This window comes from Streptomyces sp. NPDC088915 (assembly GCF_044749825.1).
GTDB lineage: Bacteria > Actinomycetota > Actinomycetes > Streptomycetales > Streptomycetaceae > Streptomyces.
Genome location: NZ_JBIVIR010000005.1, coordinates 138,773 through 161,864, shown reverse-complemented (window position 1 = coordinate 161,864; position 23,092 = coordinate 138,773). Strand labels below are relative to the sequence as shown.

Genomic DNA, 23,092 nt, shown 5'->3' with positions numbered 1-23,092 from the left:
ACCCCGGACCGGAAGCCGAACCCGGACCGACCCCGAGACCTAGCCGCCGGCGGACGCGAAACGGTCCGGCTCGCCCGGGGACGGTACACGCTCGGGTACAGGCGAGTCGGCAGTCCCGATCCGGGCCCAAGCGCCTGTCGCACGAGCAGGTGGTCGAGCTGGTCCTCCCCCACGTGCCCGACGTGCTGAGAGAGGACGGCAACGCTCAGATCACCCGAGCCCAGCTCCGGAAGATCATGCGCAGTCACGAGATCCCGCTCAGCAACGAACACCTGACCCCGGTCCTGGCCCTCGTACGGGCCGCCGCCCCGGCCTCTACTTCCTCCAAAGGAGCTACTCGATGAAGACCTGCGACCGCTTCAACCGGATAAAGGCCGGTTTCGAGAATGACCTCGCCATCCTGAACAGCCACGCTGCCCAGCACGAGGGGAGCAACCCGGCGAAGGCGAGCAGCCGAATCGCCAAGGGCGTGAAGCTGAACATGGGGCGGATGCTCGCTCGCCACTACTCCCGGTGCAGGCTCTGCTGCTGAACCCAGACTTTCCCGACGGTGGCCCGGCCTTGCCGGGCCACCGACCCGTTCGCCCAAGCTCTCCCGCTCCGAAGGAACTCCGTGCCCGCCACCTCTTCCTGCGCCGATTCCGGTGCTGGCCGTCCGCTCCCGACGGCCGTGTCCTCACTTCCCCTCCACGGTCCGGCTGACGACAACTCGGTCTCCGACGGAGCAAGTTGGGGCGGAAGCAAAGCTTCCGCCGTACCCGCCCCCGAAGGGGCGGGAGGGGACCTGCACCAGGGGGCGCAGGTCCGGGAGGCTTCAACCGGGGGCGGATCGGAGCCGGGGAACGAGGAGAAGCCGAAGCCTCGCCGTCGCGAGCGCCGTGTCCGTCAGCGTCCGCGTCAGCCGCCCGCGAAGAAGCGCCGCCACCAGCCCTCGACGCGTTTCAACGACGACGAGTACGCGCTCGTCGTCGCTGCCGCCGCCCAGTGCCATCTGACCGTCGCCGGCTTCCTCGCCCGCTCCGCCCTGGCCGCAGCCCGCGACCTCGACCGCACCAGCGCCGAGATCGCCACCGAGCGCGACATGCTGACCGCGCTGTTCGACAGCCGGCGCAAGCTCGGCTGGGCCGGCAGCAACCTCAACCAGGTGACGAAGGCGCTCAACGCCGGTGCCGATGCCGCCGTCCCCCAGCTGGAGGCAAGCCTCGCGGCCGTGCGGCGGGCCGCCGACGCCGTGCACGCCGCCGCGACCTCCGTTCTCGAACGACAGCAGGCGGCATGATCCCCAGCATCAACCCGCCCGGTGACCGGACCATCGGCCTGCTCGCCTACCTCTACGGCCCCGGCAAGCGCGAGGAGCACGTCGACCCGCACCTCGTCGCCTCGTTCGACGGCATGGCCCCCGACCCGGGCCGCGACCCGAGCGCCACGCTGAAGGCCCTCCAGCAGCTGCTGGATCAGCCCGTTCAGGCACTGCCGGAGCATGCCCGTCCCGCCAAGCACGTCTGGCACACTTCCGTCCGCACCGCGCCCGGCGACCGGATGCTGTCCGACGAGGAGTGGGCCGAGGTGGCCCGCCGGATCGTCGCCGCCACAGGGATCGACCCGGGCGAAGGGCAGCCCGGCTGCCGCTGGGCCGCCGTACGGCACGCGGACGACCACATCCACATCGTCGCCACGCTCGTGTGCGAGGACGGCTCTCGGCCCGACGACTTCCGCTCCGGCAAGCGCGCCCAGGCCGAGGCCCGGCTTCTCGAGAAGGAGCTCGGCCTGCACCGGGTCGCGCCCGGCGACGGCACCGCCGCCCAGCGGCCCACGAGTGCGGAACGGCACAAGGCCGAACGGCAGGGACGCGAGCGCACCGCCCGCGAGGAACTCCGCGAAGCCGTACGGCGGGCTGCGGCCGGCGCTCAGGGTGAGGAGGAGTTCTTCAGCCGTCTGTCCGCCGCGGGCCTCCTGGTGAAGAAGCGTGCCGCGCCCTCCGGGGACCTGCTCGGCTACAAGGTCGCCCTGCCCGAGGACCGGAACAAGGACGGCGAGCCGGTGTTCTATCCCGGCGCGCGTCTCGCCCCCGACCTCTCTCTGCCCCGCATCCGCGAACGCTGGGCCGGCGGTGACCTCCAGGACAGGACCGGGCTCAAGGCTCCGGGGGCGGCCGGTGCGCCGGCCGCCGCGCGGCGGCGCACGGCGGCTGCCGCCTGGCAGGCTGTCCTGGTCGTCGAGCACGGCGAGGACGGCCTCGCCGCCGCGTACATCGCCGCCGCCGGCGAAGTCCTCGACGCACTCGCCAAAACCTCCGCCGCCCACACCCGGCAAGAACTGCGAGAAGCCGCCTGGGCGTTCGAGCGAGCCTCCCGGTCCCACGTCCGCGCAGTACGCGGTCACGACCGGGCCCTGCGGCAGGCCGCCCGTGACCTCGTCCATGGCGGGTCGGCCCTCGGCCGCGGCGAGGACGGCGCGACCACGGCCATGGCGATCGACATGCTGTTCTTCCTCATCACCGCTGCCGCGCACTGGCACGCCAGGAAGGGCCACGCCCAGCAGGCCGAAGCAGCCCATCGAGCAGCCGAGCACCTGCGAACCGCCTACCGGGCCGCCGCCGAGTACCCGATCGCCGTCCTCCACCAGCGTGGCCGTCGCCTCGCCCGCCCTCTGCTGCGGCGCCAGGCCGAGGCGGTGCACGCGGCGATCCCCGAGCTGGCCGAGCAGGTCCTGGCCGAGCCCGGCTGGCCGGCCCTCGCCGCCACGCTCGCCGAAGCCGAGGCCGCCGGCCACGCCCCCGTCCCTCTGCTCTCCGAAGCAGCCGGACACCGCGAACTGGGCACCGCCGAGTCGATCAGCGACGTCCTGGTCTGGCGACTGCGCCGGGCCGCAGACCTTCCGGCTGACGCCGCGAGCGCTCCCGTTCCTCAGCGGATGCCTGGCGCAGCCTCGACTCCGCCTCGCGACCGGGACCGCCGACGGCGCCGGTAGCCGGCTCCGCCGTTCACGGATTCGAGAGTTGCCCGACGTCCCGTCCGTGGGGCACTCTCGTCGTCCGCTGCCGGGGCGAGGCAGCCGAATGCGAGGGGAGGCCGTATGTTCGGGCGCAGGAAGGCGCGGAAGAGCGAGGGCGAGCTGGGGCCGGCGGGCGCGCCGTGGCTGAACTACCCAGCGCCGGCATGGCCGCAGGAGGCCGCACCCGTCGAGGAGGCCCCGGCCGCGCCGGCGGGCGAGGACTTCCTCCCGGCGGACCTCCGGCTCGATCTGAGCACGAAGCGCTTCCTGGTGTGGCGTCGGCCGCTGGTCCTGGAGGGCGAAGTCCGCTCCTGCCCGCAGTGCGCGGCGTACCGCGACTGGGCCATCCTCGCGGTCGAGGGCCAGATCTGGCTCCGGTGCCCTGCCAAGCATGTGACGCAGGAGCCGCGCCTGAGTCTCGAATGGTTCAACCGGAACGCCGGCCCGACCAGCTCGACGTACGGCTCCCTGGACGAGGGCCTGGACGACTTCGGCCTCTGAACCGGTGACTCGGTTCTGCGCCCTGCTCAGCCGCCCCGGCCTCCCGAAAGAGTCACCGATCCAAAGACGCTCGCCAAAGGGCCCGGTGCCAGGTCGAATGACCTGGCACCGGGCCCTGTTTGTGCTGCTGTACGTACTGAGGGACGGCTGTTGGACCCGAAGAGGTACAAGGCCGTACTGGCGGCTGGCCGCCGGGGATCAGACGGTGGGGCGCAGGGAGAGTTGCCCCTCGCTGTCGCCGGGCAGGGTGTGCCGGAGTACGGGGTCGGGAGAGGCGAGGGAGGCGGCGAAGGCGGCGACGAGGTCATGCGGAGTGCTCGCGGAGAACCCCGTGGCCCAGAGATACCCCCGCCCGATCCGGGGCTCACACCAGGCTAGCCAGCCGGTTTGCTCGGCGGTGGGGTCGAGGCAGAGGGGGTCTCCGTCCTGGAGGTACTCCGGGAGGAGGCTCAGTGCCATGCCCGCGGCCAGCTGCGGATCGGAGAAGGCAGTCGGGTTGTCGATGTCGCGGACCCAGCCGCGCTCCGCGAGCGACTCGAAGACCACGTGCGGGCCTGCATATCCGTGCGCCGGATCCGGACGGGCCTCCAGGGCGAGCAGGAAGTCGGCGACGGCTTCGGGCGGGACGCCGGTGGTGAAGTAGGCAGTCCACTCAGCCAGCCCGTCCGCGGTCGGGCGGGCGGAGACGGTCCACGCGACCGGCAGGTCTCCGAGGATGATCGGTTCGTCGGCAAGCACCCACTGGGCCCAGCGGAGTCCGTCGGGAGCGACGTACAGCACGGTGCTGCGAACCACCTGCTGGACCGCGTCCGGATCGTCCGGAGCAACAGGTTCACGACGGCCGCGAGCGAGTGTCAGGGAAGTCCAGCCGGCGGCGGAGAGGTGGGAGGCGACGTGGTCTGCGAGTGCTCCATCGTCACCGGCAAGGTGGCGCGGGGTGACCCACCAGGCGGGAAGGGCCGGAACATCGGACGGATCGGAAGGCGTGGACGGGCGCAGAAGTGCTCCTTGTCGTACGGGCGATCAGGGGGAGACGGCGCGCAGTCTGCGGCGCGAACTCGTCGGCGGGTCGACCGGCGGCATCCAGGTCAGCGCCTCGGCGACCGGCCGGGGCAGGTAGCCGTACTGCACGGCCTCGGCGTCTTCGGCGAGGTACACCACCGGCTGTCCGTCCAGATCCTCCCCGACGAGGACGTCAGCGAGACGGTGGGCCATGGGGAAGAAGGGATTGATGGCGAGGCGGACGGAGGTGTCGGGATCCAGGGCGGCAAGGCGGTCGATCAGGTGGCGGACGGTCATGTCTGATGCAGATGCGGGCATGTGCACTCCTTGCAAGGCGGGGAAAGCAGAGGCGCGGGAACAACAGGAACGCCGGGGCAGTGCCACCGTCAGAGACGCTTGGCCGTAGCCAGAACCTCGGAGACGGTCCTCGCGACCAGGTGGGCCGGCGTGTGGGGATCAAAGACGATCCTGTAGCCGGGAGTCCGAGCGGTGCCGGTGACCGCGAGTACCCAGCCCTCATGCTCGGCGCCGGGGCGGCCGGCGGGAAAGTGGCCGAGGTAGAAGCGGCCGTCGGCGGAGGCGATATGGGTGTCGGCCCGGTCGTCGACGATGAAGTGGAAGTCGCCGTTCGCGGCGGGGAAGGTGTCAATGACCTCGGTCGCCTGTCCCGGCCCCAGGAGCCAGTCGTGCAGCCTCAGGCGCTGGGTCGTGGTCCGGAATCCGGCGGAACTCAGCTCCACTGTCACGGCATCACCTCTCTGACCTGCTATTTTCCGGGTTTCCCGGAAAGGGTCGTCTAGGTTGACATGCCCTTGAAGCGTGTACCAGTCCTTTCGCGATCTTTCCTGTCTGCCAGAGGCGAACTGACGGTGCGCCCCTGCTGTAGGGTCTCAGCCGCCGTGGCCAGATCTCAGGCCGGGTGGCCACTGTGTGGCCATTTGGCCACACGACCGAGACGAGCAGGTCATGATTGCCACTCGTTCGAGTACAGCCAGGCCCCCGGGCCGGGCAAGCACCGCCCACATCACCCGAAAGGGTGAACTCCGGCCCACGCGTACGTGTGGGCGTCTTGCGCACGGAGATGATCCAATCCGTGCCGGGGTGACCGCCTCGGCCCCCTACGGAAGGTTGCGGGAATGGCTACAGGGATTGTGAAGTGGTTCAACGCAGAGAAGGGCTACGGCTTCATCTCTGTGGACGACGGAGGACCGGACGTTTTCCTCCCGGCATCGGCCATCCCAGGAGGCGGCAGCCTGGAGGAGAACCAGCGGGTCGAGTTCGAACTCACCCAAGGCACCAAGGGCCCCCAGGCGGAGAAAGTGACCGTCTTCTGACGTCGCCTCCTCGCTCGGAGGTGTTGCGGGCCGCGTACGAGCGATGCGCGGCGGCTCCGCGATCCCCCGTGTAACTGAATTGCCGGCCCTGGGACGCGGTGCCGCTGGCCCCGGGGCAGCGGGGAGTCCGCCTTCGGCTGACCACACAGCGGCGGGGCCGGGCAGGATGACCCCGCCCGGCCCCGCCGCTCACCGGCTGAGGCAGATGCGCGACCCCCACGCGAACTCGAGGTCGTCCAGCAGGATGGCCTCCGCTCCTTCTCCCCACCGGCCGCGCAGACCGAAGTTGTCTGATCAGCGCGTACGGGCCGTGCGAGGCGGGCCTACTGACCGGCCCGCATCCACGTCGTTTACGAAGGAGCACCACCGTCGCCGGTCGCCTCATCCCCGGCGCCCGCAAGCAGTTCGCCACCGTCATCCTCGCCCGAGTCAGCGCCGGTACCTGGCGGCGGCTCGCCCCGATAGTCGGCCCCGCCCCACCAGCAACCCGCCCCCGGGCCACGTCCACGTCGTCGGACGGCGACGCCCAGCTGGCACAGGTGCCGCTGATGACCGACGCGGAAGCCGCCGGCTGGCTCACCGCCACGGCGGCCGGTGGGACCGACACTGACGAGGTCTCTCACGAGAGGCATCCGCGTGCTGGCGAAGGGCAAAGCCGTCGGTGTCGTGGGTGCCGGCCGAGTACGCCCGTCATCGCGGCCTCGGCGGCCACCGACACCTTCCAGCGCTGCCCTGAGGAAGTGCCACGGATCGGTGTGCAACGAGCGACCACGCCGTGGGTGTGGGGGCTATCGGCCGGTGTGGTCGACGACGTTGCCGTCGGAGCAGTTGTTTTTGTGGTTGCCGGCCCACTCGCCCAGGACGGGCACGACGGCTACCTCCTGAAGGCAGACGGCGGCGGCGGTGAAGTTCCAGTTGTTGGCGGCGTCGATGCCGCCTTGGAAGTTGGAGTCGTTGTCGGCATGGGCGGGCGCGGCCATGCCGACCGTGGCGACTGCAAGGGCGGAGAGGGTGATGATCTTCTTCATGTCGGGTGCAACGAGACCCGGGCGGTCAGGACACCCATCCTCCAGCATCAGACTGATCAGGCCGCCAGCACCTCCCAGCACTCGCCCCCTCTCCCGCGAGGAAATGCCACGTCCTTGAGACTGAGTAGCTGTGTCATCCGCGTGAGACTGCTGAAACCGCCTGGCCAGCACGCCTCGGCGTGCCACGAGCGGCGAGACCCTACACCTGCCAGTAACGAACGATCGCCGGCAGCGCGACCGCACAGAAGGGTCGCACTGTCGGCGTTTCAGGGCTCCTACTCCTGCACGACTTCCAGCTCGGCGCCCAGCGCCGAGAGCGTGGGCAGCGGCGGATCAGGAAGACCGCCGTCCCGCACTGCGAGCGCTGACAGCGAGTCTCCTGTACGGACCGGCCCGGGTGCAGGGACTTCGGGACTTCGCCGTCCGTACGGGAGCCGTGCCCGCCTGAGCAGCACGGCCCCCTGGCCGCTACACGCGGGGGCGGCGCGCGGTCACGGCGCCGGGACGAACGCCGCCGCAGCCTCGTCCTTCTCGACCGTCGCGATGATCTCCCGCATCCGGTCACTCATGGGCGGCAGCGCGTCCAGCGAGTGCCAGCCGACCTCCACCGACTCGTCGTCGCACACCCGGGGCGAGGAGCCCGGGGCCGCGGGTCGGCAGGCGAAAACGATCTCCAAGTACTGAGCCCGGTCCCCGTTGGCGTGCTGCACCGGCGGGGAGTGCGTCACTGCCGCCAGGCGCTCCACCACGACCCGGACTCCGGTCTCCTCCTCGACCTCCCGCGCCACTGCGGCGGCCGGGGCCTCGCCCGGCTCCACGATCCCGCTGAGCGGGGTCCACAGGCAGGCGGCGGACCGGCGCTGCAGCAGCACCTGCCGGTGCTCGTCGCGGACGACAGCGACCACCCCGGGCAGCCACAGCAAGCAATCGGGACCGACCGCCCGCCGCAGATCTGACACAAAATCAGGAATCATGCCCACACCCTAGGGCGACCAGAACACCTTGGGCGGCCGTTCCTGACACTCTGCGGCGCCGAGCCCTGCGGTGCACTCCACCGCGGCGTGCGGTACCGCCCCAGGGGAAAGCAGTTCGGTCTTCAGGTCCGGCAGGAGAGCTGCCCCCGTCGGCAGCTCGGACCCAGCCCCAGGTCAGGGTGATGTGTGGCTGCCTTGGATACGGCGCCAGACGATGCCCAGGTCTGCGAGTCGCCCTCTCATGGCCCCGCGCTGCTCCTCCAGCTCCAGCGAGGCCGGGGAGAGGAGGTAGACGTTCCCCTGGTAGCGCCGGAACCCGATGAGTTCCCATCCTCTGGCGATCTTGGTGGTCACCCGGTCGAACTCCGTCTGGTTCCTCAGGCGGTCGCTGCTTAGGTCGGTGACGCCCGGCGAGCATGCGATGGCACGGCAGCCGGCCATGAGCCGGTGGATCGCCTCAGTGGCGAGGATGGCGCCGAGGCCGTGCCCACGCCACGGCTCGTCCAGGGTCACCTTGTCCATGACGAGCAGGGAGGACCCCACGTATGGAAGCGAGCTGCTGGCGTCCTCGCTGAAGCTCCCCGTGCTCGGATCCAGCACGGCCTGAGCGATCTCGCCGAGTTCTTCGGATTCCTCCTCCATGACCCGGACCGCATTCATGCCCCGGTCGAGATGCACCCGATAGAAGGTGATCGAACCCACCGTCCTGTCTCCGTGGAGGACGGCCACGTCCCACCGCTCCAAGGTGTCGGCCTGTGGGGTGTCGGCGAGGTCATCGATGTAGGAAATACGCAGGCGCAGCTCGGAGGGGTCTCCGGGCAGGGTGAACAGTTCGGTCACTCTTGAAGCCTAGCCACACGCAGCAGCCCGGAGACGGAGGCGGGCAGCCGTCGGGCGACGGCCGGAGGCCCGCGGCCCGGTTCTGGGAGCGTCCAGGCTCGTGCCAGGGTTGTCTCCATGACGCCGATGATCCCCGCGCACGTCCCCGACGAGCCGCCGCTCACCTACGCCGACAGCTTCGACATACCGGTCCTGTTCCGTAACGGTCCTGCGGACAAGCCCTGGAAGCAGTGGCGGACGGCCAAGCACAAGGAGTGGAGCGCGACGGACGGGTTCCCGAAGGCGGACGGCTGGTACGCCCCGACCACCACGTGGCGGGAGATCATCAAGGCGGCCACCGAGGTCGGCCGCGACATCACCCCGCACCTGCAGAACCAGCCGCGGTACGCACACGGGGAGCTCGTCGCCCGCGTCGCCCCGCTGTATGCCTACCTCGGTGGGCACCCCTTCAAGCACCAGCCCCCCGTGCCGGGCGCTAGGGGCCGGCGCCTGACGCTGAATCCGGTCTACGCGTACGGCACCGAGCGCACGGCGAAGAGCGCTGCCGCCTACCGGCTGGGCATGACGATGACCGAGTGGGCCTGCCGCTCGCTGCTGGGGCTGGGGCAGACCGAGCACCTCGAACTCGGCGGCCCCATCCCCGCCCTGAGCGACACCTTCAAGGACCCCAAGAGGAAGCTGCCGGACCTGTGGGGACGGCACGAGGCGGAGAAGGTGTACTGGCTGATCGAGGCCAAGGGCGGTATCTGCGACGTCGGCACCCTCCGCAAAGGGTGGGCGCAGCTGGAGTCCGGGAGCAAGGTCCTCGGCTCGTACGCGCACCGCAGCGTCCTGGTCGGAGCCGCCGTGCGGCCCGGGGACGACCTGTTCCTGACCATCGATCATGCCCTGCACCCCGGCCAGCCGCCCCTCCCCCCGGCCGGATCCGACCCCGACCGCAAGGCAGCCGCGGGCAAGGGCAACCTCGAAGACCACCTCGGCGACAACGACGACGCGCTCATCGGCGCGGCCCGCGCCCAGATGCTCGTCTACCAGGCACTGCGCTCCGCTCCCCCCTCGCAGTTGCGCACCGTCCCGGTGCCGGCCGACCGCGCTTCGCGCCATCGACGCCACGGACTGACCACACCGCTGGAAGACGACGACCGCACCCGCGCCATGCGAGCCGACCTCCGCGGAGCGGCACTTCATCTCAATCCGGACCTCACGCGTTCCCAGATCCGCTCCTGGGGGATCGACGACTTCCTCACCTGCCGCATCCCCGGCACCGAGGTACATCTCGGCATGTCCCGGAAGCTGTTCGCCGTCTGCGCGCGCCTCCACGAGGAAGATCTCGCCATCGCCCGGCGCACGCCGGGGCTGCGCGCCGAGGACCAGCTGGCCGTCGACGAGCGGGGCAGCGAAGAGGCTCAGGAAGAGCAGCGGCTCAAGCAGCGGCGGATTTTCCACGAGCGGCAGGAGGAAGCCCGCCCCCGGCTGCGTTCCCTGCTCCGGGAAGCCTATGAGCGTGGAGAGACGAGCAACTGGAGCGACCTGCTGCGCCGTCCCGAGGAACCAGAGCTCGACCTGGCGAGTGCCGAAGGGCTCCTCGAAGCGGCGACCCCGGAAACGTACCTGGCCGTCAGCCGCTACGACTTGCCCTCGATCCACGCCTAGCTAGCAGTCAGGTCTGGGACCTGGATCCAGCGCGCCGTCCATAAGGGCCTGGATGATCCTTTCGGTGCGGGCACGTGTCTCGGGTCCCTGGCCGGCGAGGTTGTGGTCGAGTTCGTGCTGCTGCATGTCGAGCACCGGCTTCATCTCGCCGATGAGGTCGGGCCATGGCGCAAGCGAGTCGGTCAGTTCCTCGACGTTGCCGGACCAATCGGCCTGGCGTGCTCCCAGGGCGAAGGCGAGCAGGAGGACGGCGAAGAGGGGTTCGCTGTCGAATCCGGCGAGCACCCCGAGCCCTGCGGGGTTCTCCTTGCCGGTGTGGGTGGCGACAGCCCGGGCGACAACCGGGAGCTGGAGGAAGAGGGCCGTGGCCACCGAGCGGGCTTCTTCCCATTCTGGGTCGGTGGCTTCGGCGAGCGCTTCGCTCATCCGCGGCAGGGACACGAAGTCGGCAGCGCCGACGAGCAGGCTCGCCGGACCGGTCAGCCACGGCTCGGCGCCTTCCACCCGCTGCCGTCTGCCCGGCGAGACGCCAAGGACCTTCTCGATCGTTCCCGCCTCGTCTTCCGTCACCTCGGGCCGCGTGCCCAGGGCGAAGATCTGGAGCATGTGCGCGACAGCCGTTGCCCGGTCGCCGGCCGGGACACGGATCGGGCGGGGCAGCGCGTTCTTGCCTCGCATCGCGGCCATGGTCGCGGCGAGGGCGCCCACGACCGTGTCCTGGTCGTCGACCGGGTCGAGGCCCTGGCGGGATGCCTCGGCGTGAAGGAGCTGCTCCAGCTCATGTGACAGGTCGTCTACCACGATGGTCGCGGAGGTACGGACGGCGTCGAGGTCGAAAGGGAAGCCCTCTACCCACAGCGCGACGCGCAGCAGGTTCACGTCCCGTGTGCGCTCGCGCCAGCGCAGGAGCTGGACCAGCTGACGGTCGCTGTCAGGCGGGTAGATCCAGACCGGGCGGCGTCCGTCGTTGCCAGCTCGGGTGGGATGGGGCATCAGGCCGTTGCTGATGAAACTCTCCAGCTTCCTCGCGGTCATGGTGCTGAAGCCGGCGGATGTGGCGGCGCGCAGAAGGTCGGCACGCTGTAGGAGACGGGGTTCGACTGCCATGCCGGGCAGCGTAGGGGCGCTGCGGCACGCCGCGCGAGCCGAGTACTCCCACTCCAGGCCGGTCTAACTTGCAAACGGGCCGACCCCCGTTGCCACCAGCAGGTTTGCGCTGCTTCTGTGGTTGCGCGGCGCCAACTCGGGCGCTGCTCTCCCCTCTCGAAAGGACTTGTCCATGTCCAGGAATACGGCAGCGGCGGTGACCGGAATGATCGTGCGTTCCCTCGCGAAGCGGTGGGCCGACGCGAACGGGCTCAGCAGGGAGCAGGGCCTGCTCCTCGCATGGGCGGCCGGCGCCCTCGCCTCGGTGGCCGTCATGCGCGTCTGACGCTGTAGCGGAGCGGTATCGGTCTCCGCAGACATAGCGAAGGCCCCGGGAACCATGGTGGTTCCCGGGGCCTTCGGGCTGAAAGGGGCTTGCCTGTGCCGAGTGCTCGCGCCTCGGCTCCTGGCAGGTCCCTCTGATCAGCCGGTGGTCGGAGTCTCCGCCTCGTCCTGCGTCTTCTTCCGTCGTGCCGCGATCAGCGCCCCGCCGCCGGCCGCGATCAGCAGGCCGCCGGCCGCGAGGAGCCACGCGTTGGAGTCGGCGCCGGTGTTCGCGAGGGAGCCCTTGGAGGGCGGGGTGCTCGGGGTGTCGGTCGGGGGCACCGGTGCGGTGGAGGTGGACCGGGTCGGGGTCGGGGTGGTCGGCGGGGTCGTCGCCGGTGTGGTGGGCGGGGTGCTCGGGGTGACCGGCGGGGTGGTCGGCGGGGTCGTGGTGGGCGGTGTGGTCGGCGGGGGCGGAGTCGTGGGGGGCGTGGTGGGCGGCGGGGTGGGCTTGTTCTTCTTGGTGTTGGTGAAGGTGGCGGTGGTCTTCGCGGCGGGCTTGGCGGTGATCTTGATGGGGGTGGTGTCGAGTTCGTAGCCGGTGGGGGCCTTGGTCTCGGTGCCGGTGTAGGCGGTGCCCTTGCGGGAGGAAACGGGGAGCGAGGTGGTGGCGGTGCCGTCCTTGCCGGTGGTCAGCGTGATCGTCTTGCCGGTGCCGGTGGCGGGGGTGATGTTGATGACGGCGCCAGCCAGGGGCTTGCCGGTCTTCCTGTCGGTCTTCTTCACGAGCAGCTCGGCGGGCTTGAAGGTGTCGATGATCGTGAGCTTCGCGGTGTGCTCGGGGGCGACGATGACGTCCTGGTCGGGGGCCAGGTCGTGGAGGGGGCTGCCGGTCGCGGTCTCCTTGAGGCGGTAGGTGCCGGGGTGGACGTCCTCGAAGAGCAGCTTTCCGTCGGCGTTCGTCTTGCCGGTCAGGGCCTTGGTGCCGTTGAGAGTGTCGAGCAGGGCGAACGCGGCGCCGGCTAGCAGGGTGCCGTCCGGGTCCCTCTTGGTGATCTCGACGGCGCCCGGCGGGATCTCGGGGGCGCTGGCGAAGGCGGTCGGGACCGAGATCAGAGAGCTGGTTGCCAGGGTGGTCACGGCGACGGTGGCCGCGGTGCGGCGGGGGGCACGCATGAAGAAGGAGTTCTCCTCGGTCAGGTGGTGGGCGGAACGCCTTGAGGGCGGAAGTCAGCGAGAGCGGGTAGCCGGCGTTGGGACGGGTGCCGGGGCGGGGCGTGCGGGAGGCGGGCTCGTCCGAAGGAGAAGTGGCCGCGTGCCGTCGGGTGGCGGCTAGGACAAGGGCGTGCTGCCTGTCCATCTACACGCTGCGGGTTGTCGGGTTCGGGGCCGGTGGAGAGGGACCCGAGGCTCCTGGTCAGCTGGCCGTGTCGCTCGTGCGCCGACGGCGGCTGAACAGGTAGAGGCCCGAGCCGCTGGCGAGCAGAGCGGTCGCGCCGGCGATCAGCCACGGTGTGGTGTCCGCGCCGGTGTGGGCGAGGGAGCCGGACGGCGGAGCCGGGGGCGTGGTCGGCGCGACCGGGGGCGTCGTGGGCGGGGCCGGCGGAGTGGTCGGCGGAGCCGGGGGCGTGGTGCTCGGGCTCGGCGGCGGGGTGGTCGGGACGGGCTGGTCGGCGAGGGTGACCGTGACGTCGGCGTCGGGCTTCGCGGTGAAGGGGACGGGGGTGGTGTCGAGCTGGTAGCCGTTGGGGGCCTTGGTCTCGGCGGCCCAGTAGCGGGTGCCGGTCTTGAGGGTGACATCGAGGTCGGCCTCGGCGGTGCCGTTCGTGCCGGTGGTCAGCGTGGTGACGACCTTGCCGGGGATGTGCTTGCCGGTCTTGTCCGTCTCGTCGGCCCGGATGGCGATGACCGCGCCCGCGAGCAGCTTGCCAGTGTTCTTGTCGATCTTCTTCACCGACAGATCGGCCTTCTTGAACGGGTCGATGAGGTCGATCGGGTTGGCCTGAGCCGTGCGTCCGGCGGTGATCGTGATGGTCTGATCGGCAACGAGGTCGTGGATAGGGCTGCCGGAGGACGTTTCGCGCAGGCGGTAGGTGCCGGCCCGGAGCTGGTCGAAGGCGAGGACGCCGTGCTCGTCGGTCTTGCCCGCGGCGACCTTCTTCCCGTCCTTGTCCAGGAGTTCGAAGGCGGCGCCGACCAGGCGGCTGCCCTGAGGGTCCTTCTTGCGGATGGTGACGCCGCCGGTCGGCTCGTCCACGGTGACGGCGGTCGAGTCCTTGACGCTGGTGGTGCCGCCGGCGAGGAGCATGCGCTGGGCGGCGGGGTTCTTCGGGGTGAGGACCTGCAGGTCGGTGGCGGGCAGGCCGTCGGCCTTCGCGGTGACGCTCGCGGTGCCAGCCGTCTGCGCGGTGAACTCCCACCGGGCGGTGCCGCTCGCGCTCGTGGTGACCTTCCCGGAGGCGGTGCCGGAGCCGGACTCGGCCAGCGCGACGGTCACCTTCGGCACGGGGGCGCCCGCGCTCGTGGCGACCTTCACGGCGACGGTGACCTTCGTCCCGGCGGTGGTGGTCTTCACCGACGGGGTGATCGTCAGGGTGTAGGGGCCGGCGAGCCGCTTGGCCTCGGCGATGTAGCCCTGGGCGAGGGTGCGGGCGGTCGGCGAGACGACCGGGTAGGCGAGGCGCTGCTTGCCGCGGGCGCCGTCGAGGGCGTACGTGCCGCCGGCCAGGTACTCGTACACGACCGCGTCAACGGCTGCCGCTCGGGCGTTGTCGCGGGTCTGCCCGTACTTGCCGATCACGTACGCCGCCTGGGCGAGACGCTCCTTCGGCACGGTCTTGCCGGTCACCGACGACGTCCAGGACGTCACCGGCTGCGGGGCGCCGTAGCCGCCGGCGTCGGCCGGACCCTTGCGCTCGGGGTCGGCGCAGTAGGTCTCGGCGTCGCCGTGGACTGCCGGTCCGGGCGGCCCGTAGGCACCGATGTGGGAGGCGTCGGCGTTGCCCTCGGAGTCGGGGATCGTGTAGCCCGGGCCGAGGATCTCGCCGACCGAAGGCGCCGCCAGGGCCGGGGTGGCCAGGACGGTGCCTGCCGTGCAGGCGGCGACCGCGACGGCCAGGTGTACAGATCGGGCGGAGCGAAGACGCATGGGGATGGTGAAGTCCTGTCGGAGTAGGTGTCGGTGGTGAGGGCAGCGGCGAGGCGGAGTTACCGGCTGCGAGCAGCCGGGACGGTGGTCCGGCCGGGCAGGGCCGCAGAGGGTTTCGATCCCGTACGAACCGGCGGAGCGCCGGGGAACCAGAGCTGGACGTAGCGGTCGATCGCCTTGCGGAGGCCGGCGGCACCGATGCCCTGCCAGGGCGGCACGTCGGCGTGGCCCCAGTCGGTGAACGTGGCGTGGCTTCCTTCCCCGGGCCTGGTGCCCAGTCGCTTGTCGCGGGCGGCGAAGGCATGGTGGTCGGCGAAGCTGAGCCACTGGGCATCGATCAACCCGCGTTCCAGGTGCACGACTTCGAGGCGCAGGCCGTCGTAGCGCTGGTGCATGCGGGTGTCGGTGAAGCTGATCCGCAGTCGGAGAGGAAGGTCGGGGGCGGGTCTGGCGTAGTAGGTGTCCCCGACGACGGCCGCCTCCGGATACGGGAGGGTGAGGTGGTCGTCGAAGAACTGCTCGGCGAACAGGGGCAAGCGCGGGGCTCCTGGTGGTCAGCGACGGATAGCGGGGCGGGCGGGCAGTAGCGCCGAGGGGGTGGTGGTGCTCCATCGCGGGACGCTGCCGGTGGGGACCGGCGGGCGGGCGGCGATCCGGGGTCGGATGTCGCGCGGCGTCGGGGCGGGTGCCCGGGGCGGCACGACCGGGGTGAGTGTGGCGTGGGCCGCCAGGCGCGGGTGGAGGGTGTCCTGCCAGCGAGGTAGAGGAGCGGGGTCGGTGAACGCTTTCGCGGTGGCGGCGATCAGGTGGGGTGGTGTCCGGGAGCTGAAGGCGATCCCGGCGCGAGTTCCCCACCCAGCGGGTCCGGCCCACAGCGTGATCGCCTCGTCGGGGTGCCGGTTGACGATGTCGATGCTCGCCCCGGCCTGCCCGTCGGGAGCGGTGACGTGCAGCCATCCGCGGTCCGGGCCGCTGAGTGTCCAGCCGGCGGCAATGAGCGGTGCGACGGCGTGGGACCGGGGTCCGGCGGCGTGGAGGAAGCGGTCGCTGTCCTCCGCCCAGTCGTGCGCGAGCGCGGTGGTCAGGGCGCCGACGAGTTCGGCGGGCGTGTTCTGGTTGGCGATGGCCGTCCACTGCGGTGAGGACATCGCGTCGGGTGCGGCGCTGATGGTCCACAGGTCGTAGTCGTCTCCGGCCCAGCCGGTCCGGATGCGGTGGTCCGGGCTGGTGACGACGAGCTGGTGGGGGCCATCGTCGAGGTGGTGGTGGGGCCAGTGGGTGACGGGCGCGAAGCCGGCGTCGCCGTGGCCGGAGGATCCGGCCAGGTATCGGGGGGTGACGTAGACGTCGCCGTCCACGGGCTGGGGCGCGGGCAGGGGTGGCTCCGGGGTGTGCGAGGAGGGGCTGGGTCAGCGCATGGCGGACGTGGCTGGGGCTGGACGCGGGGCGGGCGGGGGCGGCGCCGTGTCCGGTGTCCGCGTCGGCACGGCGGCGGCGCGGGCCTCGGTGACGAGCCGGCGTTTGAGGCTGACGCGTTCGCCGGGAGGAAGTTCGATCAGGCCGTCGCCGGTGATGTGCGGGAGCAGGCCGGTGACGATGCGGGAGACGGCGGCCGGCTGCTGGTTGACGAGGCGGTCGATGGCCGCCTCGACGGCCCGGCGGCGCAGCTGGTGTTCCGGGGACGAGCGGCGGCGTTCGGTGACGGTGACGGCGTACTGGCGGAGGAGGTGCTTGTGCTCGGCCTGGCGCTGCCAGACGGCGGTGAGGAAGCGGCGCCCGTTGAAGACCTTGTACGCGTCGGTCTCCGGCAGATCGTAGACATCTGCGGGCAGTGAGCCGAGGGCCGAGGAGCTGGAAGCGCGGGCCACGGGGATGGTCAGCTCGGCGAGTTCGTCCAGGGCCTGGGCCCAGCGCCGTTGGAGGAGCGGGTGGCGCAGGGCCGTGGTGCGGGCGTTCTGGGCCCGGACGTCGTCGGCGACCAGCCCGCAGAAGGCGACCGCGCCCTTGGCGAGCAGCTCGTCCACCTGCGGGGTACGCGGCTCGGTGAGGAGACCGTCGTCCCATCCTTCCTCGACCGTGCCGAAGACGTCGGCAGCGGCAGGGCGGAGGGGGAATCCGGCCTCGGCGAACGTCCTGGTGAGCAGCCGGTTGAAGTGGTCGGGAAGGGCGTCCACGAGCCAGTTTCGGGCCATGGCGATCATGTCGGTGGAGGGCGGCGCGGCTTTGGCTTCCCGCTGTCGTCCCTCCTCGCGCCGTACGGCGGTGGTCTTCCGGGTGACCTCGTGCAGGACGGTGCGGACGCGTCGCAGGAGGCGGGTGGTCCGGGCTGCGCGGGCGTCGCCGTGGTAGGTCATCCGCTCGGCGGCGACCTGGAGGTCGCCCTCGGCGAAGGTGAGGGCGTCGTGCAGCTGGAGGAGGCGTCCGCTGGTGTGGAGGGCCTCGTGCTGTTCGGGGCGGAGCCATCCGTCGGCGTCGGCGATCGCGGCCGTGACCAGCTGGTCGAACCGCTCCTCTATATAGAGGTCGAAGGCGTGGTCGTCGAGGGAGGCGACCTCGTGCAGGCGCAGACGCTGCTCGTGCCGGGTGTCGTCGGTCGGCTGGGTCATGGCGGGGCGGTTCCTTGTACGGGTAGGTGTCACGCGGTCGCGGGACGCCGGGCGGCGGGGTGGCTGCGGAGCTTGGCGAAGGACACGCCGAGTCCGAGGGCCTGCAGGACGGCGCAGACGGTGATGGCGTGGCCCAGCAGGTCGGGCGGGGTGAGGGCGACCAGGGCTCCGGCTATCGGGAAGGGCGCCAGGAGCAGCAGGATGATCAGGGAGAGGGTGGCGCCGAAGACCTCGGCGGGGACCAGGCGGGCGCGCAGGGTGCGCAGGACGACGGTCATGCCTGCCTCGCCGGCCATGAGGAGGGCCACGAGGACCAGGAAGACGGTGTAGGTGTGGGCGGCGGCGAGGGCGAGGCAGGTGGCGGAGGCGAGGGCGGCGGCTGCGGCGCCGACCGGCCACAAGCCGAGGCGGTCGATGGCGAGGCGGGCGAGGGCGACCATGGCCAGGGAGGCGACGGCGGCGGCGGACCAGACCAGTCCGACCTGGCTGCTGGTGCCGCCGAGCTGCTGGATGACCAGGACGGGGCCGGCGGCCTGGACCAGGCCGATCGCGCAGTTGGAGAGGAGCAGGCCGACGCACAGCCACCCCAGGGCGGGCAGCGACCGGAGCGTCTTCCAGCCGGTCTTGATGCCCTGGACGACCGGGGCGGGTGCCTTCTGCGGCCAGATGGGGCGCTGGCGCGGGGCGAGCGCGGCGCCGAGCAGGGAGCAGGCGGCGATCGTGAGGAGCATGCCGGTCGCGCCGACGTACTGCAGCAGGACGCCGGCCAGGGCCGGACCGGCGAGCGTGGCGCACTGATCGATGCCGAGCAGGACGGCCTGGACCCGGTGGGCGTGGTCGCCCGCGTCCCGGCTCGCGGCGCCGCCGGCGGTCTCGGCCGCGATGTACGCGAACTCGCTGAGGACGCCCGTCGCGGCGGCGAGCACCATGACGGTGACGACGGCGCCCAGGCCATCGCCCATCGCAGGCAGGGTGCCGGCGACGGCCAGGACGACCACGGCCCGCAGCACCGAGGCGGTGCGCAGCACCCGCGTGCTGCCGACCCTGTCGACTGCGGCACCCGCGAGCGCGAAGGCCGAGAGCCTGGGGAGCCATTCGAGGACGAACGCCAGGCCGGTGAGGGCGGCGGAGTCGGTGACGGCAAGGACGAGCAGGGGGATGCCGTAGGTGCTCATCGCGAACGCGCCGGCGTCCGCGGTACGGGGGACGTAGACACCGCGCACGGGGCCGAAGGCCGGAATACGGGCGTGACGGCCGGCGGGTGGCCGGGATGTGGAGTGCGTGCGGGGCATCGAACGTTTCCAGTGGAAGGTACGTAGGTTCAGCGGCCGTTGGGGCGGCGAGCCGGGGCGCGGCTCACGGCCGGTGCGGGCGCGGCGGTGGCCTGGGAGAGGGCCTTGAAGGCGGTGCACAGGCCGGTCAGGTGGCGTACGGCGTCGCCGCGGCGGGCGAGGAGCATGTCGACCTGCGGGCCGGTGAGCTGCAGGACACCGTCGGTGGAACGGTGGCGGTACTGGTCGCGGCCGTCGGCGACGCGGCTGAGTTGGTCGATGGCGTACTCGGTCTGCCGCTGGAGTTGCTCGGCGATGCCGTTGAGCACGTCGGCCTCTTCGCGGATGAGGCGGCCGAGGAGGGCTGCCGCATGACTGCCGACGGGATCCCGGGCGGGCATCCCGCCGAGCAGAGAGCGGACGGTTGCTTCGCCGAGCCGGGGCGCCGGCCGAGGTGTCCGGGTCACCGGCAGGGGCCGGTCGTCGGGGAGGAGAACAGGTCGGCCGGACGCCAGGTCTTCGCCGGGGCAGGAGCAGGCGGCTGGGCGACGGGCAGGGCAGGGCGTGTGCTCTGACGGGCCTGGTGGGCGGCCCACTGCCCCGTGCGCGCGGCGGCCGGAAGGCGGGAGGCGCCCCACAGCGGGTGACTGTCGGCGTCCCTGTGGGGCCGGCCGCTCGCCCAGGCGGATGCCGCCCGGTAGACGGGGGCCAGGGCGTGGGCGGCGTCGGTGAGGCGCAGCTCCATTCCCTCGTCCTCGGCGCCGGTGGGCCAGACGGGCTGGCGGGCAGAGACCAAGCGGTCGTCTATGAGCCGGTGCACGGGCGGGTACACGGCACTGGGGCTGTAGCCGGGGAGCAGCGTCTTGCGCAGGGACACGATGCTGGACGGCCCGCGTTCCTTGAGAGCCCACAGAAGGGGGGTGGCGTGCCGGTAGGAGATCAGGGCAAGGGCGTCCTCGGCGTTCTGGGCGGCCGGGATCCGCTCGGGCAGCTGCATCACCTGCGGCTTGCCCTCCATGACGATCGTCGTGTCGACGAGCTGCTTGTCGAGGTGCTGATCGCCGTACTCCGCCAGGGCGTGAAGCGTCGGAAGAAGCGCACGGCCGCGGTCGGTGAGGCTGTAGGTGACGTGCCGGTGGGTCACCTCGGTGCGCTCCAGCAGCCCGGTCTCGCACAGGGCGCGAACGCGCGGGGTGATCTGACTGGCAATGAGCCAGGGGAGGCGGGACTGGATCTCGGTGTAGCGCAGGCCCTTCGGCTCGGAGGCGAGGGTCATGAGCATCCAGACGCTCCAGCGCGGCGCAATCATCTCCAGCGTCTCGGCGACGCGACGCAGGTCGGGGGAAAGGGCTCGGGCAGCGGCCACAACGGACTCCAGCGGAAGAAGAGGAACAGGGGTGGGAAGCGGGTCACCGCACGCGGGCGGCAGGGGGGATCAGGGCCGGCGGCAGGTCGACGGCGGTCTCGGGGAGGGCCGGTGGGGTGGCCTGCGCGGGTTCGGATACGCGGTGGAGGCTCTGCAGGACGTCGCCGAGGACCTTGTTGTGTGCGTCTCGGGCGGTGACGGCGTGGGCCAGGCGGCGGGCGGCGTCGAGGATGTGCCCGGCGTCCGCGGCCTCGAAGGTGCGCCCCGCGGCGGTCAGGCGATGCAGCTGCTCGGCGTAGAAGACGACGCCGTGGTCGGCGTGCCGCAGGGCGTCGAAGGCGTTGAGCAGGGCGTAGCGCATGGTGCCCGGTTCGGCCCCGGCGGCGAGTTCGGTGACCGGCCGGCCGTAGAGGGATTCGATCCGGTCCCCCGCCGCCCGGGAGGCGGCGTACGGATCGGGCACTCAGCGTCCCCGCGCTGTCGGCCGGACCTGTGCCGAGGAGGCGGGCTGCGCGGGAGGCAGACTGCTGGTCAGGGGAGTGGAGCGTGTGGTGGGCGGCGGCATCGTGGTCAGGAGGGCATCCAACGTTCGGATGTATCCGCGCCGGCCGTCGAGCGCGGCGTCGAGCCAGTACACGTCGGTCTGGAGGATTTCCGCGGACAGCCGGTCCAAGTCGCCGGTGGGGGCCATGTTCTCGTGCACACGGTCGCGGACGCGGACGACCTGTTCCTCGGCCAGGGCAAGCATGGCGCGCGCCTCCAGGGCCCGGGTGAGAGCTGGTGAGGCTCCCGGCCGAGCGGCCTGTACGTACAGGTCGGCGAGCGGCGCACCGAACGCGTGCTCCAGTGCCTCGTCACGGCTGCTCTTCTTGTTGGCGACGCTCATCGTGCGATTCCGATCTGTGCGGGCCGGGCCGGGGCGGCGACAGGGAGCGTGGTGGTCAGCCGGGGCGCCGGACTGGTTCGCGCGCGCTGTGGTCCGGCCGGGACCTCCACCAGCGCGCGGACCCACTGGGCGTACAGGTCCCGCGCTTCGACCGCCCGGTTCACCTGGTGGGCCAGGTTCATCGCCGGGTCGTCCAGGACCTCGTCCGTGCCCGTCTCCAGGGCGGCGACGAGTATGTCCTCGGCCTCCTCCAGCGCCGACTGCGCCTGGGCGAGCAGACCGTAGGCGTGGACGACGCTGGTGAGGCCGGCCGTGGCGGACGGCTGGTCCGCGGACCGGATCAGTTCGTCGAGCGGCGTCCCGAATCGGGCTTCGATGCGACCGGCCAGCACGGCGACGATCTCGCCGTCGAGGAAGTCGGGGGTCTCGGACACGGGTGGTGCTCCAGAAGAGGATGAAGGGCGGGGAAGGTCAGGGGCGGGCGCGGTCGTCGCGGCGGTTGTGTCCGGCGGCGGCCGGGCCGGGGGCACTTGCGGCTGCGATGTGACGTCCTCCGCCGGACGGGGCCGTCCGGCCGGCCGCCCGCGGCGGATGAGACCGGAACGCGAGGGGGCGGCTCGGCAGGACGGTGGCTTCGATGGAAGCGGGTGAGTAGCACACGGCGGAGGCTCCGGACCAGGGGGAACAGGGAAATGCAGCCCTGCGAGAGGGCCGCTGTAGTAGGCAAGGGTCCGGAGAATCCCCGGTTTCGGAAACCGGGGATCCGCCGCTATATTGCGCACTTTTGATGCTGGCCGAATCTGTCCGAGAGCGGCGGCCTCGGTGGCGTAGGACCGGCCGGGTCAGCGTCCTGGTGGCCTGGCCGCTGTCGGTGCCGGGGGGCCGGGCGCGACCGTCGGCGCGGTGCGCAGGACGGTGGGGGCGGGCGGCTTGAGCGGTGGGGCGTCTCCGTCGCTCCAGGCTTCCCACCACTGGATGGCCTGGTCGTAGGTGGCGAAGCCGCCCTCGCGCAGGGTGTGTGTGCCGGCGCTCATGTCGACGCACTCCCGCAGGATCCTGAACTCCGGTCCGGCCTCCGGGTCGAGAGAGCGCAGCATCACCGCGGTCTCGGGTGCGTCGCGCTCGTCGTCGGTGTAGCTGGCGAGCAGGGCGAAGTGGTCGCCGTCGCGGCGGATGCGGGTTTCCAGGGCGTGCGTGACGGGGTCGGCCGGCCGGTAGCGGTCGGGGCCGACCACGGCAGCCGGGCAGCCTCGCGCGATCAGCCACGATTCGGCCATCGCGATCAGCGGGAACTCTGTGCTGTCGATCGTGAAGGTACGGGCTTTCAGGTCCCGGGCGACGTGTACCGCTCTGAGCTGAGGTGCCCCGGGGATACCCCAGGTAGCGCCCTCGTCGTACAGAACGAAGTAGGCATCGGTCCACGTGCGGTGCTCACCGAGGACCTTGTACGACGAGCTCTCCACGGCATCGAGGAGGTCCTCGTGGCAGGGGGCAGCGGGCTCGAAGCCGTCGAGGTCGTAGTCGGGGTTGTCGTCGGTCACGTACGGATGGGGCTTTCGATCGCAGGGAGGGGGGCCGCGCCGTCGTGTCCCCACTGCGGGAGCGGGGACACGACACGGCGCGACGGATCACGCGGATGCCGGACGCGGGCGGCCGGGAGATCCGGCGGCACGCGGCTGAGGATTAGTCGAGGCACATGCGGACGTCGCGGTAGACGTAGGTGCCGGAGACCCAGCCCTTCACGCCGGTGGTGAGGTCGGTGATGTAGTGCCAGCCGCTCCGGGAGGAGTGGACGGTGAAGCCGTGGCCCTTGTAGAGGACGCCCACGGCGGTGGAGCTGGTCGTGGGGCTCTTGCGGATCTTGACGGCGCTGGTGCCGATGGTCCACGGGCCAGGGAGGTCGCAGGCGCGTACGAGGGGGGCGGTCGCAGGTGCTGCGGTGGTCGCGGCGGTGGCGACGGAGGCTGCGGCCGGGACGGCGACGGCGGCGAGGGCGACGGCGGTGAGGGCGGCGCGGGTGAAACGCACGGAGGGATCTCCTTGGGGGATCTGGGGATGGGGAGGGCGGGGGCAGGCTGT

Annotated in this window: 27 protein-coding genes; 7 read left to right on the top strand and 20 right to left on the bottom strand. The window is 71.5% G+C overall.

Features of this window, described 5'->3' with window-relative positions:
- Positions 1 to 340 precede the first annotated feature (340 nt).
- The 4 genes from ACIP5O_RS11165 (at position 341) to ACIP5O_RS11150 (ending at position 3,495) form a co-directional block, all read left to right on the top strand.
- Entirely contained in the window at positions 341 to 532 is a 192-nt protein-coding gene (locus ACIP5O_RS11165; protein ID WP_043224566.1) for a hypothetical protein, read from the top strand.
- Positions 533 to 670: 138 nt separating this feature from the next.
- Positions 671 to 1,279 carry a plasmid mobilization protein gene (locus tag ACIP5O_RS11160; RefSeq protein WP_401291332.1) on the top strand — a complete coding sequence of 203 codons (609 nt, stop codon included), beginning with the start codon at positions 671 to 673 and terminating at the stop codon, positions 1,277 to 1,279.
- On the top strand, positions 1,276 to 2,970 hold the full coding sequence (locus ACIP5O_RS11155; RefSeq protein ID WP_401291329.1) for a mobilization protein: 1,695 nt from the start codon (positions 1,276 to 1,278) through the stop codon (positions 2,968 to 2,970). The genes ACIP5O_RS11160 and ACIP5O_RS11155 overlap by 4 nt, the downstream gene beginning before the upstream one ends.
- 105 nt (positions 2,971 to 3,075) lie before the next feature.
- The gene (locus ACIP5O_RS11150; protein WP_401291326.1) at positions 3,076 to 3,495 is read left to right on the top strand and encodes a hypothetical protein; all 420 of its coding nucleotides are present in this window, start codon (positions 3,076 to 3,078) and stop codon (positions 3,493 to 3,495) included.
- A 198-nt stretch (positions 3,496 to 3,693) separates the two neighbouring features.
- Here the strand turns inward: ACIP5O_RS11150 and ACIP5O_RS11145 are convergent, their stop codons facing one another.
- The 3 genes from ACIP5O_RS11145 to ACIP5O_RS11135 all read right to left on the bottom strand — a co-directional run bounded on the left by ACIP5O_RS11145 (position 3,694) and on the right by ACIP5O_RS11135 (position 5,243).
- Positions 3,694 to 4,290, bottom strand: coding sequence for a DUF317 domain-containing protein (locus tag ACIP5O_RS11145; RefSeq protein ID WP_324616090.1), 597 nt, complete (start codon positions 4,288 to 4,290; stop codon positions 3,694 to 3,696).
- Positions 4,291 to 4,518: 228 nt separating this feature from the next.
- The gene (locus ACIP5O_RS11140; protein WP_037879676.1) at positions 4,519 to 4,815 is read right to left on the bottom strand and encodes a hypothetical protein; all 297 of its coding nucleotides are present in this window, start codon (positions 4,813 to 4,815) and stop codon (positions 4,519 to 4,521) included.
- Positions 4,816 to 4,883: 68 nt separating this feature from the next.
- Complete coding sequence (locus tag ACIP5O_RS11135) at positions 4,884 to 5,243, bottom strand: DUF317 domain-containing protein (RefSeq protein ID WP_399948470.1); 360 nt, start codon at positions 5,241 to 5,243, stop codon at positions 4,884 to 4,886.
- Between the two features lie 390 nt (positions 5,244 to 5,633).
- Between ACIP5O_RS11135 and ACIP5O_RS11130 the strand changes: the two genes are divergently transcribed.
- Entirely contained in the window at positions 5,634 to 5,831 is a 198-nt protein-coding gene (locus tag ACIP5O_RS11130; RefSeq protein ID WP_401291322.1) for a cold-shock protein, read from the top strand.
- A gap of 788 nt (positions 5,832 to 6,619) precedes the next feature.
- Here the strand turns inward: ACIP5O_RS11130 and ACIP5O_RS11125 are convergent.
- From ACIP5O_RS11125 to ACIP5O_RS11115, 3 genes are all read right to left on the bottom strand, one after another.
- Positions 6,620 to 6,859: a hypothetical protein gene (locus ACIP5O_RS11125; protein WP_401291319.1), complete on the bottom strand. Its 240-nt coding sequence runs from the start codon at positions 6,857 to 6,859 to the stop codon at positions 6,620 to 6,622.
- Between the two features lie 491 nt (positions 6,860 to 7,350).
- On the bottom strand, positions 7,351 to 7,764 hold the full coding sequence (locus tag ACIP5O_RS11120) for an NUDIX domain-containing protein (RefSeq protein WP_401291316.1): 414 nt from the start codon (positions 7,762 to 7,764) through the stop codon (positions 7,351 to 7,353).
- Positions 7,765 to 8,007: 243 nt separating this feature from the next.
- On the bottom strand, positions 8,008 to 8,673 hold the full coding sequence (locus ACIP5O_RS11115) for a hypothetical protein (protein WP_399948464.1): 666 nt from the start codon (positions 8,671 to 8,673) through the stop codon (positions 8,008 to 8,010).
- Positions 8,674 to 8,790: 117 nt separating this feature from the next.
- Between ACIP5O_RS11115 and ACIP5O_RS11110 the strand changes: the two genes are divergently transcribed.
- A complete protein-coding gene (locus tag ACIP5O_RS11110; protein WP_401291313.1) occupies positions 8,791 to 10,326 on the top strand; it encodes a gamma-glutamyltransferase in 1,536 nt (511 codons plus the stop codon).
- Here ACIP5O_RS11110 and ACIP5O_RS11105 read toward each other — a convergent pair whose 3' ends face one another.
- Positions 10,327 to 11,433 (bottom strand): hypothetical protein, encoded by a 1,107-nt coding sequence (locus ACIP5O_RS11105; protein ID WP_401291311.1) that lies wholly within the window; start codon positions 11,431 to 11,433, stop codon positions 10,327 to 10,329.
- A gap of 172 nt (positions 11,434 to 11,605) precedes the next feature.
- Between ACIP5O_RS11105 and ACIP5O_RS11100 the strand changes: the two genes are divergently transcribed.
- A complete protein-coding gene (locus ACIP5O_RS11100) occupies positions 11,606 to 11,758 on the top strand; it encodes a hypothetical protein (protein ID WP_346171698.1) in 153 nt (50 codons plus the stop codon).
- A 137-nt stretch (positions 11,759 to 11,895) separates the two neighbouring features.
- On the opposite strand, the gene ACIP5O_RS11095 is transcribed toward ACIP5O_RS11100, so the two are convergent.
- The 13 genes from ACIP5O_RS11095 to ACIP5O_RS11035 all read right to left on the bottom strand — a co-directional run bounded on the left by ACIP5O_RS11095 (position 11,896) and on the right by ACIP5O_RS11035 (position 23,041).
- Positions 11,896 to 12,912, bottom strand: coding sequence for a SpaA isopeptide-forming pilin-related protein (locus ACIP5O_RS11095; protein ID WP_401291308.1), 1,017 nt, complete (start codon positions 12,910 to 12,912; stop codon positions 11,896 to 11,898).
- A 241-nt stretch (positions 12,913 to 13,153) separates the two neighbouring features.
- On the bottom strand, positions 13,154 to 14,884 hold the full coding sequence (locus tag ACIP5O_RS11090; protein WP_401291307.1) for a SpaA isopeptide-forming pilin-related protein: 1,731 nt from the start codon (positions 14,882 to 14,884) through the stop codon (positions 13,154 to 13,156).
- 59 nt (positions 14,885 to 14,943) lie between these two features.
- Entirely contained in the window at positions 14,944 to 15,420 is a 477-nt protein-coding gene (locus tag ACIP5O_RS11085; protein ID WP_401291305.1) for a hypothetical protein, read from the bottom strand.
- Positions 15,421 to 15,438: 18 nt separating this feature from the next.
- On the bottom strand, positions 15,439 to 16,242 hold the full coding sequence (locus ACIP5O_RS11080; RefSeq protein WP_401291303.1) for a DUF317 domain-containing protein: 804 nt from the start codon (positions 16,240 to 16,242) through the stop codon (positions 15,439 to 15,441).
- Positions 16,243 to 16,293: 51 nt separating this feature from the next.
- Positions 16,294 to 17,490, bottom strand: a complete 1,197-nt coding sequence (locus ACIP5O_RS11075) for a hypothetical protein (protein WP_401291301.1) — start codon at positions 17,488 to 17,490, stop codon at positions 16,294 to 16,296.
- 29 nt (positions 17,491 to 17,519) lie between these two features.
- Positions 17,520 to 18,782 (bottom strand): MFS transporter, encoded by a 1,263-nt coding sequence (locus tag ACIP5O_RS11070; RefSeq protein ID WP_401291299.1) that lies wholly within the window; start codon positions 18,780 to 18,782, stop codon positions 17,520 to 17,522.
- A 29-nt stretch (positions 18,783 to 18,811) separates the two neighbouring features.
- Positions 18,812 to 19,162 carry a hypothetical protein gene (locus tag ACIP5O_RS11065; RefSeq protein ID WP_401291296.1) on the bottom strand — a complete coding sequence of 117 codons (351 nt, stop codon included), beginning with the start codon at positions 19,160 to 19,162 and terminating at the stop codon, positions 18,812 to 18,814.
- 62 nt (positions 19,163 to 19,224) lie between these two features.
- Positions 19,225 to 20,127, bottom strand: coding sequence for a winged helix-turn-helix transcriptional regulator (locus ACIP5O_RS11060; RefSeq protein WP_401291293.1), 903 nt, complete (start codon positions 20,125 to 20,127; stop codon positions 19,225 to 19,227).
- A gap of 43 nt (positions 20,128 to 20,170) precedes the next feature.
- Entirely contained in the window at positions 20,171 to 20,590 is a 420-nt protein-coding gene (locus ACIP5O_RS11055) for a hypothetical protein (protein ID WP_401291291.1), read from the bottom strand.
- The gene (locus tag ACIP5O_RS11050; protein ID WP_401291288.1) at positions 20,591 to 21,013 is read right to left on the bottom strand and encodes a hypothetical protein; all 423 of its coding nucleotides are present in this window, start codon (positions 21,011 to 21,013) and stop codon (positions 20,591 to 20,593) included. It abuts the gene before it with no gap.
- Positions 21,010 to 21,447 (bottom strand): hypothetical protein, encoded by a 438-nt coding sequence (locus ACIP5O_RS11045; protein WP_401291286.1) that lies wholly within the window; start codon positions 21,445 to 21,447, stop codon positions 21,010 to 21,012. Before ACIP5O_RS11045 ends, ACIP5O_RS11050 begins: the two co-directional genes overlap by 4 nt.
- Positions 21,448 to 21,855: 408 nt before the next feature.
- Complete coding sequence (locus ACIP5O_RS11040; RefSeq protein WP_401291284.1) at positions 21,856 to 22,554, bottom strand: hypothetical protein; 699 nt, start codon at positions 22,552 to 22,554, stop codon at positions 21,856 to 21,858.
- Between the two features lie 142 nt (positions 22,555 to 22,696).
- Positions 22,697 to 23,041 (bottom strand): SH3 domain-containing protein, encoded by a 345-nt coding sequence (locus ACIP5O_RS11035; RefSeq protein WP_401291281.1) that lies wholly within the window; start codon positions 23,039 to 23,041, stop codon positions 22,697 to 22,699.
- Positions 23,042 to 23,092 lie beyond the last annotated feature (51 nt).